General features: G+C 54.6%; 8 protein-coding genes. 2 read left to right on the plus strand and 6 right to left on the minus strand.

Features of this window, described 5'->3' with window-relative positions; genetic code table 11:
- Positions 1-550: 550 nt before the first annotated feature.
- Positions 551-1468 carry a hypothetical protein gene (locus BN4609_RS11570; RefSeq protein WP_068856804.1) on the plus strand — a complete coding sequence of 306 codons (918 nt, stop codon included), beginning with the start codon at positions 551-553 and terminating at the stop codon, positions 1466-1468.
- Between the two features lie 20 nt (positions 1469-1488).
- On the opposite strand, the gene BN4609_RS11575 is transcribed toward BN4609_RS11570, so the two are convergent.
- On the minus strand, positions 1489-3969 hold the full coding sequence (locus tag BN4609_RS11575; protein ID WP_068856805.1) for a glycoside hydrolase family 127 protein: 2481 nt from the start codon (positions 3967-3969) through the stop codon (positions 1489-1491).
- A 146-nt stretch (positions 3970-4115) separates the two neighbouring features.
- Between BN4609_RS11575 and BN4609_RS11580 the strand changes: the two genes are divergently transcribed.
- The gene (locus BN4609_RS11580) at positions 4116-6221 is read left to right on the plus strand and encodes a M6 family metalloprotease domain-containing protein (protein ID WP_068856806.1); all 2106 of its coding nucleotides are present in this window, start codon (positions 4116-4118) and stop codon (positions 6219-6221) included.
- 1025 nt (positions 6222-7246) lie between these two features.
- Here BN4609_RS11580 and BN4609_RS11585 read toward each other — a convergent pair.
- From BN4609_RS11585 to BN4609_RS11605, 5 genes are all read right to left on the minus strand, one after another.
- A complete protein-coding gene (locus tag BN4609_RS11585; RefSeq protein ID WP_068856807.1) occupies positions 7247-7942 on the minus strand; it encodes a DUF3823 domain-containing protein in 696 nt (231 codons plus the stop codon).
- A 79-nt stretch (positions 7943-8021) separates the two neighbouring features.
- Positions 8022-9857 (minus strand): RagB/SusD family nutrient uptake outer membrane protein, encoded by a 1836-nt coding sequence (locus BN4609_RS11590; RefSeq protein ID WP_068856808.1) that lies wholly within the window; start codon positions 9855-9857, stop codon positions 8022-8024.
- Between the two features lie 14 nt (positions 9858-9871).
- Complete coding sequence (locus BN4609_RS11595) at positions 9872-13078, minus strand: SusC/RagA family TonB-linked outer membrane protein (protein ID WP_084791572.1); 3207 nt, start codon at positions 13076-13078, stop codon at positions 9872-9874.
- 837 nt (positions 13079-13915) lie between these two features.
- Positions 13916-14674, minus strand: a complete 759-nt coding sequence (locus BN4609_RS11600; protein ID WP_068856809.1) for a DUF3823 domain-containing protein — start codon at positions 14672-14674, stop codon at positions 13916-13918.
- Positions 14675-14694: 20 nt separating this feature from the next.
- Positions 14695-16656, minus strand: coding sequence for a RagB/SusD family nutrient uptake outer membrane protein (locus BN4609_RS11605; RefSeq protein WP_068856810.1), 1962 nt, complete (start codon positions 16654-16656; stop codon positions 14695-14697).
- Between the last annotated feature and the right edge of the window lie 3 nt (positions 16657-16659).

The raw sequence follows: 16659 nt of genomic DNA on the forward strand, positions 1-16659 counted from the left end.
CGGAATTGCCGATGGATAAATATGCACACCCGTCCGCGCCTTTGCATTTTTATACGAAATTAGGTGTCCGCAATCCGAAAGCAAGACCTTATTGAGCCATTGACTCTGCCTTATACATGTAAACAACGCGATATTATATATGGGCAAACCAAAGTAGAGACGCAAAATCTTGCGTCTCACAAGCAAGGATGCGCAATAAACTGAGGCGATTATGTGCCTGTCATTACCGCATCTTTTGCTCGGGAGACGCAAGATTTTGCGTCTCTACTGGGCTGACGCCATCATTATTTTAATACAAAAAAATGTGCAAGTGAGTGCGATAGTGTTTTACACATATCCCCACACACACTTCCCTGTACAATTACATTTTTCCATTCATCCCGTGCTGACGCCTCATCCGCTATACGTTAAAAACCGTCATAAAATGTAATAAAATCATAGGCATGTGGCAAATTAAGTTAAATCTCATCTCAATTCATGTCATATTGCAAGCACGGTATGCACATTTATCGCTATATTAGCGGATATTCATAACCTAAAAAAACACATTATGAAACACCTCTTTATACTATTATTCCTGTGTCAGGGCATTCTTGCGCAAGCCCAGACACGTCTCAGCAAGATGCCGTGGCACGAGCGCGACAGTGTGATAACGGCGAGGATGAGGGATTACTTTCACGACAGCAATATTGGTAAGGAGTCTGTCGCACTCATATATCAGAATGATTTCGACGGGAGTTACGTGGAATGGATATATAACTTTCTTCATCCTAAAGAAAAGGACAGTGTGTTAAGGGTTTTCGCACCGTCCGACAGATACATTTATGATATAGACATCATAGGCAAGGAATATTATCCTTTCGTTTTTGACGACACCGAGCCGGAGATAGGGCGTCCTGCATCAGCCCTTATGGAAGAGAACCTCAACGTGCTGCTTTCGTCGGCGACGTATGACGTGACAGTCTACGGCAACAACTTCGACATGAAGGACAAGGTTCCGACAGCGGAGATATTCAGGAACGCTCCGCGCCATCCCAAGAAGTACGAGATACCCACCGACGGGCAGCTGCGCGGCAAGAAGTATGCGTACGGGAAGTCTGTCGCCTCGCTCAAAAAGGCTGAGCGGATAAGGATACTCACCGGCATCGCGCTCAACCATCTGGTGTATCACACAAAGAAAGGCGAGTGCTGGACAGACATGAGAGACGTCGGCGAGATATATCCCACTATCGGCGAGAGCACATTCAAGTTTCTGAAATACGACTGGATACCGGAGAAATACAGGGCTTTCAAAAAGGACGAGATACCGGAAGGGACGCTCCCGGAGGACATTTACCATCATGTCACGATATACTGGGAGGGCTGGGAGAAGGCTGGTCTGAAGTCTCCGAAACTCGCATCGTGCTGGATAGCCGACAAAAACCGCAAGGTGATCAGATGCCGTATGTACAAGCCGGAGCCGAAGTGAGGCGAGACCTCACGCCGGTCTCACTTCACCTCCTCTATCTGCACGCTCAGTATGCCTGCCGCCGCATCGGCTTCAGGCACTATGTGGAGCCTCAACGCCTCCGCCGTGATGTCCTCGCCGGGGTGCACCATGTTGTATTGGTCCTTCAGAACGCGGTATTCGTCGGTGACGTAGATGGGGAAAGGCTTCCACTGTCCGTCAGCCTTGTACTCGAGAGTCCACGACTGCGGCACCTGCACCCCGCCGTTGTCGTCATACCAGTACACCGAGAGGCTCTGCAGCCTGAGCGGACGTTTGAGAGTCATCTCGACGGTCTGCTCCCTTCCTTTCTCTGGCCAGCTTGTCCAGCGCGGTATGGACGTGTCGTGCGAAGAGGCGGGGTAGCCGTTCGTCACCATGGCAAGCACGTCGTCCTGTTCGAATGTGTGCGTGGCTTTCACGTCGGAGATGTATTCCGGGATGACCGGTATGGACGCCCTCGCAAGGCTGTCGTTGTCTGCCATCCACACAGTCATGGCATCGTCGCCACGGTTGTCCCACGCATAGTAGGGCACCATCGTGAGGGTGCCGTCGGCTCCGTCCTGCACCGAGCGCGCCTCCACCGTCACGAAGTCGATGCCCTTGAGCGGTCCGTCCGAGGCTTTCCTCACACCTGTCGCGTCGTCGGGCGAGAGCACGTAGCTTGCCGGCATGGCGGCGTTGTCCACCGCCTCGGCGCAGTAGACGAGCGGTCCGCGCGTGACGCAGAGCCGTCCTCTGTCAGCCTCGACCTGCGGCAACGCCCTGTTGAAGCGCACCGGCATGGGCAGACGTAGCTCCACGCGGTCGCCCCGTTTCCATGTGCGGCTGACCGTGACAAAGCCTTTCTCTGGCACAGCCTTCACCTCCTCACCGTTCACCAGCAGCTGCCATGCGGCGCGGCTGTCACCGGCATACGAGTAGAGCCTGCCCGGAACGAACTGCGTGCCGGTCCATGTGGGGATGCGCAGGTGGAGGGCGAACCTGCCGCTGCCGCCTTCGGGACTTATCTCGAAACTTATTGTCTCGCCGAACGGATATTCAGTCTGCTGGCTCAGGCTCACCTTTCCCTTCTTCAGCGGTATCACCGTGGATGTGCCGGCATAGAAGGTGCAGTATATGTCATCGTCGGTATAGGCATACATCATGCCCGGAATCTGCGGTATGAGGCGCGCTATGTTTGACGGGCAGCATGCCGTGCCGAACCACGGCGAGCGACCTTTCACACCCTGGTTGAACGCCTGCCGGCTGTCGGTCTCGAGCGGGTTGACATAGAAGAACCTGTTTCCCGAGAGGCTGACGCCCGCCAGCACGTTGTTGTAGAGAGCCACCTCAGCCACGTCTATGTATCTGGCGTCCTTCTCAGCCATGAACATGCGGTAGTTGAACATCACGTTGCCCACAGCCGCGCACGTCTCGTTGTAAGCCTCCTTGTTGGGAAGCAGATATTCAGGACCGAATCCCTCGATGCCGTGTACGGCTCCCAGTCCGCCGGTGATGTGCATCCGTGTGTCCACGATGTTGGTCCAGATGCTGTCGAGGGCGGGTCGCAGCGTGGTGTCGCCTGTCTGCGCCATGACGTCAGCCATGCCCGAATAGAGATATGTGGCTCGCACGGCGTGACCCACAGCCTTTGTCTGCTGTCTCACCGGAAGATGCTGCTGGGCGTAGCTCGGGCTCATCACCCCGTCGCCGTCCGGGCGGTATGTCACTCCGCGTATGTCTATGAAACGCTTCGCCATGTTGAGATACAGCGTGTCGCCCGTGGCGTGGAAGAGCTTCACCAGCGCAAGCTCTATCTCCTCATGTCCCGGTGCCTGGTTCACCGGTTTGCCTCCGTTGTAATTCGGGTCGCCCTCGAAGAACACGTGGTTTATGTGCCGCGCGTTCTTCTCGGCTATCCTCAGCCACTTGTCCTTGCCCGTTGCCTGCCAGTAGGCTACGGCTCCCTCATACATGTGCCCCATGTTGTAGAGCTCATGGCTATGCACCACCCACGAGTAAGGGCGGTCGCCCATGCCCGCTCCGCCCCAGTGTTCGTGGTTTGCGGAGACACCCGTGGTGTGCGCCTCATACAGATAGCCGTCGTCCTGCTGGGCGCGCCCTATGAGGTCGATGATGCTGTCCATGGTGTGCTCGAGCGCGGCGTCCCTCTCCAACGTGAGCAGATAAGCCGCCCCCTCCATCACCTTGTAGAGGTCTGACGCCACGTAGCGGTGGGGGAAAGGCAGTTCGTCCTTCACCCCGTGAAGCCAGTTTCCCGTCTTGCGCAGGTTGTCCATGGCAGGCCGCACCTTGTCGAGCGCGAACGGCACGAGCACCTCTTTCTGTGTCTTCAGGCGCGGAAGCCAGAAGTTGTCCTCCAGAGTCACCTGCTGGAACGGAATCTGCTGCAATGTTGCGTCGTCGGTGTTGCTGCGTGCGGAGCATCCTGCGAGCACCGCCACACATGCCAAAGGCAGTATGAAATGTTGTCTTTTCATTCTCAATTGTTCGGTTTTTGGATTATTTATAAGGCAAAATTACGAAAAAACACGTATATCCGTAACTATTATACGATATTTAGTAAATAATTTGTAGTTTTGTGGCTGTTTTACCAAAAGGCTTATTTATTCGAACATTTGTAGATATGAAAAGACTTTTTATTTGTTCTGTCATGCTCTCGCTTGTACTCGGAGCGGCTGCCGTTCCAGCCAAGCGGGGGCTTTGGAAAACCCTGCGCCTGGCTGACGGACAGGAAGTGCGCGCCCGACTGACGGGAGACGACATCGTGCACTACTATCAGTCGGAGAGCGGCGACTGCTATGTCATCGGGTCAGGCGGTGTGTACACAAAGGTGGAAAAGACCGTTCTGGCAGCTCATGCCAAGGCGCGCCGGGCGGTGTTCGACAACGCCAACCGCGCAAGGGCGCGCAAGCTCGCGGGCGGAACGGGCAAGGTGTTCGAGGGAAAGAAGAAGGGACTGATAATCCTTGTGCAGTTCAGCGACAAGAAATTCAAGGACTCTCACGACCTCACATTCTACAAAGGCGTGGCAAACGAACCTGGATTCACGACGGAGGACGGTTTCCACGGCAGTGTGAGAGACTATTTCAAGGCACAGAGCAACGGTGTGTTCGATGTGGAGTTCGACGTCGTCGGTCCGGTGACAATGCCCAACGGATACGCTTACTACGGACAGAACGCCGGGATAAGCGGTGACGCCCGTGCGGGCGAGATGGTAGCCGAGGCGTGCAAGGCGATAGACGGTGAGGTGAACTTCGCCGACTATGACTGGGACGGCGACGGCGAGGTGGACCAGGTGTTCGCCCTCTACGCCGGAATGGGCGAGGCGTCAGGCGGGTCGGAAGACACCATATGGCCCCACAAGTGGACCCTCTCCGACAGCGACTACGGCAGCAAGCTCAATCTCGACAACGTGGACATAAACACCTATGCGTGCAGCTGCGAGATGACTCTCGACGACAGGGACAACTACAAGGAGACCGTGGACGGCATCGGAACGATATGCCACGAGTTCTCACACTGTCTGGGCTATCCCGACATGTATGACACATCGCAGTATGGCGCGAGCAACTTCGGCATGGACAGATGGGACCTCATGGACTACGGAAGCTACAACGACGGAGGGTTCACACCGTCGGGCTACACCGCATACGAGAAGTGGGTGGCAGGCTGGATCACTCCAGTGGAACTGACGGAAGACACGGAGGTGACGGCTCTCAAGCCCACGAGCGAGGGCGGAGAGGCTTACATAATATACAACAGCGGCAACAAGGACGAGTTCATCATCCTTGAAAACCGCCGCCAGACAGGATGGGACGCCGCACAGTTCGCGTCGGGACTCATGGCGATGCACGTGGACTATGACGAGAAGGTGTGGTATGAGAACACCGTGAACAACGACAGCGAGAGACAACGCTGCACCATATTCCATGCCGACAACTCTGCAACGACCGACACTACCGACATCATGGGCGACCTCTATCCGTACGGAGGGAACGACTGCCTGAACAGCATCTCGATGCCGAAACCGCTGTGGTACTCGAAGAACGCGGACGGACGGAAGAGCCTCGGCATGTCTGTCACGGACATAAAGAAGGACACTGACGGGACAATATCGTTCCGTTTCCACTCCACACCGGTGGAGCGCGACGCCTACCTGCTGCTCGAGACCTTCGACGACAACTCCAGCCAGGGAGGCAACGACGGCATGTGGACAGGCATGGGAGGCTCAGCCCTGCTCACCGACCTCGAAGGATGGACCGGCGTGAAGCAGTATGCCGGAGCACAGTGCGCGCGTTTCGGCACGAAGAGCACGCCCGGCTCGCTCACCTCTCCGGAGTTTGTGGCTGAGAAGGGAGCCGTGCTTAGCTGTCTCGCCGGTCCGTGGAGCGGTGAGGAAAGCACCATGACCGTGAGCTTCATAGACAGCAGCACGGGCACGGAGACCGAAATAGGAACGTTTGACATCACGGAGGAGAAGTGGCGGCAGTGTGAGATGACGCTTGACATGAGCGGCAAGGGACGCCTGAAGTTCGCGTCGTCCATGCGCCAGTTCCTCGACGAGGTGAGGGTGTCGAAGCCTGTCACTGACGGCATAGGCGGCGTGACCGTGAACGGAAAAGCTTCCGACAGACGTGTATACAGCATCGACGGACGCTATCTGGGAGACGATATAGACAGCATGGGACGCGGTCTGTACATCGTAGGAGGAAAGAAAATCGCGAGATAATCCCGCATCCCAACAATACACAAGCGGCTGTTCAAGACTTGCCGACAGCACAAGTCACGAACAGCCGCTTATCCGTTATTCAGAAGCTAAGACCGAATGTATAGTCGGACTTCCCAACCTTTTCCTCCTTGCCATTTATGCATAATTATTCATTCCCGTTCAACCTCAACTCAGCGAGAGCGTCCTGCAGCCGACGGCAGGGGCTCGCGGGCGCAAATACGCGGCTTATTTGCATTTTACGTATTTGTCTGAAGGTCAGTCTGATACACTCAAATATGACACGGACGGGCTTTTCCCGACATGCAGGAAAGGCTTATCGGGATTGCGGAAAAGCCTTTTCGAGGTGGCGGAAGGATGTGTTCAGGCATGCAGGAACGGTGTTTTGGAAAACCGGGAAAGGCTTTTCCGCACAAAAGAACGGACCTGCGCACCGGTGGAATGAGTCCGTATGCGCTTTTTATACGGTTTTAGTGCCTTCGCATTTCCTGTTTCGCGATTTTATTTTGTAAAGATTTTTTACTGCCGGAACCGTATATTCATGCATTCCGGTATGTACCGAGCAATTGCCATTTCCTCATTACCCGCTCAATGGCGCATGCCCAGTAGAGACGCAAAATCTTGCGTCTCCCGTGCAACAAACTCAGCAATGACAGGCATATTTCGCCTCAGTTTATTGTGCATCCTTGCTTGTGAGACGCAAGATTTTGCGTCTCTACTTTTGCAGGCAGCGGATATTGTGATTGGATTCCTGCTCATTTACTTGATGGCGGCAGGACGTGATGGGAATGAATAATCTTCGGTTGGACGGGAAAGAGGCGGTGGCGGTGTGATGACCTGTCATGATTGGGAAAAGCGTCACACCTCATGACCTGAGAAAAAGAGGGCGCATCAGACAGGTATATATCTGACACGCCCTCATGATAAACTGTTATGTAAAGCACTAATTTCGCATGTGCGGTGCCATGAGTGACACACACGGTGTCGGAACGGGTGACCCTATCCCGGCTAAAAACCTGTGTGCGGCGTCACTTCAGCGTGATGACGGGCGAATAGATGCACTCCGATGTGGCGGTGCTCTTCAGTCCGATGCGCGTCACGAGACGTGTGTAGCCGATGCTCTTCATCTTCTTTATCTGCGCGTCGGTGAATGTGCGCGTGACGGAGTTCTGCCCTACATGCAGGTCAGACGCAGGGATGTCGATGCGGAAATCGTTCTGCGCGGCATCGCAGAGCATTGTATGTCCGAAACAGAGATACACGCTCTCGATGGCAGCGTCGTCCACGATGCGCTCGATGTTGAACGTAGCCGTGACGGTGTTGCCGCTCACTGTGGCGGTGGCGTTGCCCAGAAGGAAATACGGCTTCACCTCTATATCGACGTTGGTCGCGCCCTTCACGTTCACGTCAATGGAGTCGCGCGAGTTGACCCACGGTCCGTTGTTGTCTCTGGTGACAAGCTTGTAATGCCCCTTGAACACTCTGGCGGAGAACTTTCCGTCCTGGTTGACATACACGTTGATGGGCGACTTGAGCGGGAAGCCCACCTGATAGAGCTGCACGCACACCGCTCCCGACGTGCCCCGGAGCTGCAGGCTCTCACCCTTATACCTCACGCTTCCGGTGAACGTTGTCTCAGGCTCGTCGAAGTTGTCGTATCCGCATGAGCTCAGACCCGCTGCGGCAGCCAGCGCGAGCACTATGTTGAACAATATCTTTTTCATAATATCTTTTGCGTTTTGTATTTAAATTTCACTTACAGTATGCTTTCTCACCTTTATATCCCTATACATTCCTCACTCCTTACTGATAGGGATTCTTCACGAGCAGCGGGTTCTTGTCAATCCAGCTGTTGTCTATGAAGTTGTAGTAGTTCTTTGCCTGGAAGTAGCGGGCGTTGGGCGACATCCAGTAGAAGTCCTCCACAAACATCCACTCCCCGTTGTGCGGGTTGCCCGGGTCTACCACGAGATAGGGCCACAGCATGCGGTGGCGTGCCCTGCGGTCGCTGCTGTTGCCGTTGAAAATCTTGTCGGCAAGACGCCAGCGTTTGAGGTCCCACCAGCGGTGGAACTCGAATGCGAACTCCACGGCGTTCTCATGCACTATGTTGTCGAAGGTGACTGTGGTCAGAGGCTGTACCCCCGCGCGTTTGCGCACGGCGTTTATGTAGGTGAGCGCGCTGCCGTTGTCGCCGAGCTCGAAGGATGCCTCGCAGGCTATGAGGTAAGCCTCAGCCATGCGGAAGTAGACCCACCACATGTCGGAGCGGGCACCGTTGCGCAGCGACGAACCTGCGGACTCGTCGAGGAACTTGCGGAAATAGAATCCCGTCTTGTTTATGAACTGCTGGTTGCTGTACTTCGGTCCGTTTATGGATGTTATGACATTGCCGTCGGCATCGACAGAGTTGAGGTCGCCCGTGCGGAACTTCCACACACCGTTCTCCTGATAAGCCTGTCCTGCCTGGAGCAGACACGGCGCGCCGCGGAACTTTCCGCCCGGATAGAGCACAGAGCCGTAGAGACGCGGGTCGCGCGAGTCGAACGGTGCGCTTGCGGTCTTGTAGAACACCGGCGAGCCGTCGGCGTTTTTGGTCTTCACAGGCTCTCCCTCACCGGGTTTGTCGGTCTGCAGCGGCTCGAACATCTCAACCATGTTGAGCGTCGGTCCGGCATAGCTGTTGTCTATGTCTTCCTTGAACTGTGACGGGATGTTGGCGTTGGAGAAACTCACGGTGCTTGTGGGCGAGTCGTAGTCGCGGCTCCATATCACCTCCGTGTTGTTGTCCTTTATGCACACGGCGTTGTAGAAGTTCTCCCCCTTGTTTTCCTTTGTGTCCTGCAGCGAGTAGGGACTGTTCTTTACGACATCCCTGGCTGCGGCAAGGGCAGTCTTATAATATCCTTCAGACAGATTGGCTGGAATGCCCACCTCGCCTCCGGCGGTCTTTATGGGTCTGTCGAGTTTGTTGTTGTACTTGGCGAGCGAGCCAGCATACACAGCCGCGCGCGCCTCCAGCATGAGAGCCGTCCACTTGTTGGCACGTGCCGAATGGGTGTTGGTGGAAGTGCTCATGATCTCAGCGGCAGCCTTGCACTCGCTGATGATGTAGTCGTAACACTCAGCCTCCGTGGAGCGTTTCCTTGTGAGCTTGCCCACATCCTGCGGACCGTTGTAGGCGAACACCTCGTCGCCCATCAGCGGCACGCCGCCAAGGCTGCGCACCATGTTGAAGTAGCACCATGCGCGGAGGAAGCGCACCTCACCCTCGAGCGGTTTCTTAGCCGCCTCTGACAGTGCGGACGACTTCTTCAGTCCCGCAAGGAACTGGTTGCAGTCGCGCACGAACTCATAGTCGTACACCCGCCACAGGTTGTCCTCATATGTTGACCGCTCGTCCGGACCTCCGTCCATCTTCGCAGCCTCGTCGATGTAGGTGAAGCTGTAGCTGTCGTTGAGGTTCATGCCGTAGTTAACACGGCTGTAGAGGTTTGAGAGCACCGACTCTATCATGTTGGCATCGCCGAACACGACTTCATCAGGATATATCGAGTCAGGATCCTGGTCGAGGAATCCGTTGCAGCTGCTCAGGGTGATTGCCGCGAGCGCCGTCACAAATATATGTTTTGTCTTCATAACGTTTAAAGGCTTTAGAATGTGAGATTGAAACCGATGTTTATAACGCGCGTTGTAGGATACTGCAGACCGCTGTCGGTGGTGCCTTCAGGATCGTATCCCGGCTTGTTGGTGATGACGAACACGTTGGTGCCGGAGCAGTATACGCGCAGCGACTGCGCCTTCATGAACGACAGCCACTTGGCAGGGAAGGTATAGCCCACCTCGAAGTTGCGCAGCTTGATGTAGCTCACGTTGACAAACCAGAAGTCGCTGTTCCAATAGTTGCTGTGAGAGCTGTTGCCGATGAGAGGCATGGGGTACTTGCCTCTGGTGAGCTTGCTTCCGGCGTCGTAGATGTCGCTCAGGCTCCATGTGTCGCTCAGGTAGTACTGCGGGTTGTTTCCTCCGTCGTGGAACGGAAGCTTCTGCTCCCAGTTGGGGTTGAAGCCCATGCCGCTGCCGCCTGTGAAGTCGAGAGCCACGTCGAAGCCGCGCCACTGCATGGCGAGGTTGATGCCGTAGTTGAAGTTTGGCGTGTTGTCGGTGGTATAACCTATGGGACGGAGGTCCATGTCGTTTATCACACCGTCGCCGTTGAGGTCCTTATACTTTATGTCGCCGGGACGCAATGTGCGGTTACCCTTCTGGTCGTTGTCCACTGGCCAGTTGGCTATCTCCTCCCACGACTGGAACTGTCCGTCGCTCTTGTATCCCCAGAATATTCCGGCATAGCGGTGCCATGCCGAGTTGCGGTACTCATCCCATGAGTTGCTGAAACGCGGCTTGTACTGTTCCCAGTTGTAGCGGCGCGCATAGGTGAAGTTGAAACCTACCGAATAGTTCACGTCACGATACTTGTCAGACCAGCGGATGGCACCGTCGAAACCGCGGCGCACGTCGGAATTGAGGTTCTCCTGCGGCAGGCTGAATCCCACCTCGACAGGGATGAGCACGTCATAACGGCTTGCGGGCAGACCCGTACGCTTGCGGCTGAAGTAGTCGAGCGAACCGGTGAGACGCTGTCCGAAGAAGGCGTAGTCTATACCGATGTCGAGAATGTGAGCCTTCATCCACGTGAAGGTGGTGGCAGGCAGCGCGCGCGCCTTCGAGCCGATGACATACTTGCCGTCGATGGCGGTGCCTCCCTGATTGTAGTTGTAGCCGCTCATATAGTCGTAAGCCCTGTAGACGTTGGCGTCAATGTTGTCGTCGCCCACGACACCGTAGGAGGCGCGTATCTTCAGGTCGTTGAAGATGGAGCCCAGCTTGCTGTCTCTCCAGAAGTCCTCCTCAGAGATGCGCCATCCCACAGACCCTGCGGGGAATGTTCCCCAACGGTGGCCGGGAGCCCACTTCCACGCTCCGTCTCGGCGGACAGTGAACTCGACGAGGTATTTTCCGGCGAAGTCGTAGTTGAGACGTCCTATCCATCCGAGACGGGTCTCGGTGTTGTCGCCGGTGTCCTGATACTCGTCCATCGAGGTGGTGTAGATAAGCTCCATCGAGTTGGCTGCCGGTTGGGCGTGTACCCATGTGGAAGGAGCGCGCAGCTTGGATGCGTCCAGACCTATGACGGCAGCCACGTGGTGCTGTCCGAAGGTCTTGTCGTATGTGAGACGGAGGTTGGACGTGAGCTCCTCCTTATGTCCGAGACGACGCTCGCGCCACGGGTTGTTCATCTCGTCGGTGACATAGTAGCTGTCGTTTTCCTTGTCATAGCCGTAGAGCTTCCATGTGTACTCGTGGTTGTTGAGCTGCTGGTAAGCCAGATAGTAGCCCACGAGCCACTGCGCCTTGAGTCCGGGCAGGAACTCGTAGTCGGCGTGCGCGTTGAGCTGAGCCACGCGCCACCTCTCCTTGAACTTGCCCGACATGGTGTAGTTGAGCAGTCCGAAGTTGGTGTCAGCCTCCGACGACACCTTCTGCGGATATTTAGGGTTGTCGTTGGCGAAGGGCCGCTTGGTGGGAAGGTTGCGGTAGACGGCGAACTGCGGCAGCCAGTAGTCGTCGCCTCCGGGCACTCCGGGCTGCTGGCGCGTCTCTATGCGTCCGTTCATAGACGCTCCCACAGTGAATTTCTTTGTTATCCTGGCGTCCACGCTCATCTGCACGTTGGTACGCGAGAACCCTCCGTAGTTGCGTATGGCGGCGTCCTGCTTGAGGTGTCCGAGGGAGAAGTAATAGTTTATCTTCTCAGAACCTCCCGATGTGTTCACGTTGATATAGGTCTGCGGAGAGGTCACCCAGATGTACTTGTACCAGTCGAACGGACGGTAGCCGTCTTCCTTTCCCCGCATCCACTTGGCGTAGTCTTCCCTCGAATAAGTGAGGTCGGCTCCCTGAACGGTCTGCGCCGCCGTGTAGGCACGCATGTATGTGCCTATGTCGGCAGGCTTCGCCATACGCGAGTTGTTCTGCCAACCGTAGTAGCCGTTCACCTGAATGGACGGCTTGTCGTTCACCCTGCCGTGCTTGGTTGTCACGACCACCACACCGTTGGCGGCGCGCACACCGTAGAGGGCTGCGGAGGCGTCCTTCAGCACACTCACCTGCTCGATGTCGTTCACGTCGAGGTTGTTGAACTGTCCCTCATCTTTCACTATACCGTCTATGACGTAGAGAGGAGTGCCCATGTTGCGTATCTGCAGCGATGTGCTCGCTCCCGGGCGTCCGTCTGCCTGACGGCTGTTTATTCCGGCAATCTTTCCCACAAGGGCTCCCGAGGTGGTGGTTGCCAGAGTACGCGATATGTCCTTGTCGCCTATGCTCGAGATGGCTCCCGTGAGCGACTCTTTCTTCTGTGCGAGACCGAAGCCCTGCACCACAACCTCGCCCAGAGTCTTGAGGTCTTCCTCAAGGGTGATGTCTATGTCGGAGCGGTTGTTCACAGCCACGGACTTTGCGGTGTAACCCACATACGACACTTCGAGGACCGGAGCCGCCGACTCCACATTGATGGTGTAGTAGCCGTCCACATCGGTTATAGCACGGTTCTGCGTGCCTTTCTCGGCAATGGTGACGCCTATGAGCGGCTCACCATTGCGGTCGGTGACACGACCTTTTATCTCTTTCTTCTGCTGCGCCGTCTGCACGACAGAATTTTTCAGGCTGCCTGCAAAAGCATCTGACGAAGCCGCATTGGCAGCGAGCATTGCGCATACAAGCGTTGCTCCCGTAGCCAACTGCGACAGACGTCTGTTGGCAGGCAGGATACTTTTCTTACTTGAATGGTGTTCCATAAAAATAAAGATTTGTTTATAAAGTGAGTGGTAATATTGGTTTCACTCCCAGATGCCGGTCATGTAATGACGGCATGGGGATATGACGGTTTTCTGAAAAAGTGTTCTGTTTGTCAGGAAGGAGCTTTCGGTAATGATAAGGATTTCATAATGCTTCAATGTTTTCAGTTATCTTATTCTTTAAATATTGTCTCTTTCCCGCTGCGTAATTTGCATTCCACGACTCTATCCGGGATAAGACAATGCGCACGAAACGGTTTTATCACGGTCCGACATTACAGTCTCCGTAACCGTTGTGCGTGGTAAAAGTAAAGAAAAAAATAATTTAACGATGTTAACCAAAGCATTATTTAAGGGATAAATAGTTAAATATCATTAATCTTTTTCGTTATTTCTGTAGCATTGGTATAACGGTAAGATAATTTGCTCATGAGATGTCACAGCCGCTGTATTATTTTTTCAAGTAAAGCCGTGAAACCGTATTTTTGTCTTGTAACAATGTTGTGACTTATTGGTATATTTGCGAACATAAGACACTGACCGGCAAACAGACTGCCAAGGCGTTTTTCTCCATCTGATTGCCGAATCCGCGTCCATCCCCGACACTGCCGCCGCCATGCAGCCTTCGGTTTCTGACAGGTGTGGAAAGCCGCGTATTACAGGCGAAAAGAATAAAAACCGTATGGCACCGGCACGGGATAGGGTGAAAGCCTTGTGACAGGTGCGGACTGATAAAAAAAACAACGGGACGCATCATCACGACGCATCCCGTTCTTCAAAAAAAACATTTTTTTAAAAACACTTATATTTTTACTTTAATCACACGTTCGTTTCTGTTCAAGGGACATAAACCGTGAGAGGCGCGGTGTAGTTGTACCGGCTCACACCGTTAGTCCTGAAACCGGTCCTCGCTCCCACTCTTACGTAATACTTCTGGTGAGTGCCGTTAGCCTTGTTCACATCGTCGGTAGTAAGAGTGATGTCGTGTCCGACGGCGTTCTTAGCCTCATCGCCCCTGACGAAGGTGGATATGCGGCTGTCGTAATTGTTGTTGCCAACATATGTGCTTGAGTTGTTGGCGAAGAGCACCACGTCGGTGCAGTCCTGCTGATAGCGTGGGTCGGACGTGCCGCGCTCAATGCGCACGGTGACGGATATGCGGTTGTCCTTCACCACCGGCTCTCCCACGACCTTTATCCGCAGGAACGGCTCCACCTTGAACTGATGCACGGTTTTGCCGGATATCCTGAAGTCTTTCAGACGCTCGTCCTTTGTGAGCGTTCCGTCGGCGGCTGTCTCTGTGAGAGGCACGAACGGTCCGTAAGGCAAGACGGTGTATGTGGCTTTGAAGACACGTGTGTTTCTGAACGTTCCGTCCTGCATTGCGGTGAACTTCCATGGAGTGGGGTTTTCCTTATAGCTTGTCTCATACATATAGAGCTGTATGCCGTTGTCTCCTGTCTCAGTCTGTATGGGCTCACCTGTGGCTTTGTCTACAAACGCTCCGGTGAAAGTCTCCTCCGGTGCGTCGTAGTCGTCGAGCTCGCATGAGGTGAGACATGTCACAGCCACAAATATATAAAAAAGTTTTCTCATAATCGTTATTTCTTAATGAATTAATAACCGGGGTTCTGTATTATAAGATTGTTGCTTGACGATATGGCGTCAGACGGTATTTCCTGATAGTACCAGCGCGTGTCGAAGGTGTAGACACGGTTGCCCTCGTCGAGCCTCGTGTCGAAGAACCATTTGCCTGCATAGTCGGCATAGAATGGCATGAGCACCCGCCAGCGTCTGTTGTTCTGTTCCTTTTCAATGATGCGCCAGCGTTTCAGGTCCCACCACGTCTTGTTCTCGAAGGCGAGTTCCTTGCGCCGTTCCTTGCGTACTGCCTGTATGAGTGACGCCGCATCGGCTTTCTCGGCATCAGAGAGAAGGGACGCTCCTGCGCGTCGCCTGATCATGTCTATACACTTCCCGGCATCCGCCATAAACGAATTGTCGCCCAAAGACGCGAGCTCAGCCGCAGCCTCGGCACGCACGAGAAGTACCTCGGCGTAGCGCAGTTCCATCCAAGGGTCGGTGTCGTGGTTCTCCAGTCTGTTCTCGTCGGTGAGCTTCTCACTTATATACTTGCGTATGGTGAATCCGGAGAGTGCGCAGTCGCCCGAGCCAGTGAAGTATCCGCTGCGTCCAGCCGGATTCATCACAGTGCCGTCATGAAGAGTGTAAGGAGTCTGCGTGTCGTTGGAAGAATAGACAATCTTACGCTCCACCTCGGGTATGTTCTGGTAGGCGCGTGTCTCACCGTCGGACGTGAGACGACTTATCCTGCCACCGGCAGCGTCGGGAGCGGTGTAGATGCCGCGCCATATCTCGACAGTCTCCCCGTTCATCACATCGCCGGGGAACACGACGGTGGCGCGCAGACGCGGCTCGGCTCCGGCAAACAGGTCCATGGGACTACCGTACAACTTATATGTGTTGTCGCTGTTGTACACGTCAAGATGCCCCTTGGAGTCTTTAGGCAGTCCGTCGAACATCTCAACGAAGTCGAGCGTAGGGCAGGTCTCCGCCGAGTAGCCGTTTCCTCCGCGCAGCTGGTGAGGCACGTTGTAGGCGTTGTATCCGTGCACGCTCTCAGGATAGGTGTATTCGCGCGCAAGCATTATCTCGGGATTGCCCGCATTGGTGAAGATGTGCATGAAATTGTTATACTGCGCCACGGCGTCGCCCTCTTTCCACTCGTCCATGTAGAGCGAATAATGTCCCTCAACCATTTTTGCGGCATTGTATGCCTGCTTGAAGAAATCCCCGGCAAGGCTCTTGTCCATTCCGCATACGCGCTTTCCGGTGTTCGGGTCGAAATAGCTCACCTCATTGTATTTTGCTATCGACCCGGCATGCACCATAGCCCTTGCCTTCAGTCCGGCTGCCACATACTTGTTGATGCGTCCGCGCTGCTCCTCTTTCTCGGGCAACAGTTCTATAGCCTTGTCGAAGTCGGCAGCGATCTGTCTCCAGCACTCCTCCTCAGAATTGCGCGGGCTGTTTATCTCATTGGTACGCTTTCCCACCGGATCTATTACATCGTTTATTATCGGCACGCCTCCGAACCTCTTCACCATCTGATAATAAGTGAGCGCACGTATGGCATACATCTCACCTTTCCATCTGTCGGTCTGCCCTTCCTTGAACTTTCCGGCATAACCGCCGATGTTTTCAATGAAGTAGTTGAGCTCATGTATCAGTCTGTACTGATTGCCGAAGGTGTTTGTGTTGTTTGCCACGGTGTTTTCGGTAGCGGCACCGTTCCACTCCCGGCACAGAGCCTCGCCTGTAAGTCCTGCCGGCACGCGCAGCACCCAGAAATGGTTGTAGAGATATTCAGGGCTGTATCTGAAGTCTTCAATCGGCATTTCGCCATATACACGCGCCATATAACTTTTCACTCCTCCCTCCGAACCGAGAATCTGTTTGTCGTTGACGATGTTCAGCGGCGGCACGTCAAGGTCGGTGCATGCTGTCAGACAAAAGAGCGAGACTACTCCGACGAGGGTTTTGTTTATCTTTTTCATATT

The organism is Leyella lascolaii (genome assembly GCF_900079775.1).
Classification (GTDB): Bacteria; Bacteroidota; Bacteroidia; order Bacteroidales; family Bacteroidaceae; genus Prevotella; species Prevotella lascolaii.

Bases quoted from the DNA above. Each gene is read 5' to 3' on its own strand.
- BN4609_RS11570 (WP_068856804.1), top strand. From the start codon at position 551: ATGAAACACCTCTTTATACTATTATTCCTGTGTCAGGGCATTCTTGCG.
- BN4609_RS11575 (WP_068856805.1), bottom strand. From the start codon at position 3,969: ATGAAAAGACAACATTTCATACTGCCTTTGGCATGTGTGGCGGTGCTC.
- BN4609_RS11580 (WP_068856806.1), top strand. From the start codon at position 4,116: ATGAAAAGACTTTTTATTTGTTCTGTCATGCTCTCGCTTGTACTCGGA.
- BN4609_RS11585 (WP_068856807.1), bottom strand. From the start codon at position 7,942: ATGAAAAAGATATTGTTCAACATAGTGCTCGCGCTGGCTGCCGCAGCG.
- BN4609_RS11590 (WP_068856808.1), bottom strand. From the start codon at position 9,857: ATGAAGACAAAACATATATTTGTGACGGCGCTCGCGGCAATCACCCTG.
- BN4609_RS11595 (WP_084791572.1), bottom strand. From the start codon at position 13,078: ATGGAACACCATTCAAGTAAGAAAAGTATCCTGCCTGCCAACAGACGT.
- BN4609_RS11600 (WP_068856809.1), bottom strand. From the start codon at position 14,674: ATGAGAAAACTTTTTTATATATTTGTGGCTGTGACATGTCTCACCTCA.
- BN4609_RS11605 (WP_068856810.1), bottom strand. From the start codon at position 16,656: ATGAAAAAGATAAACAAAACCCTCGTCGGAGTAGTCTCGCTCTTTTGT.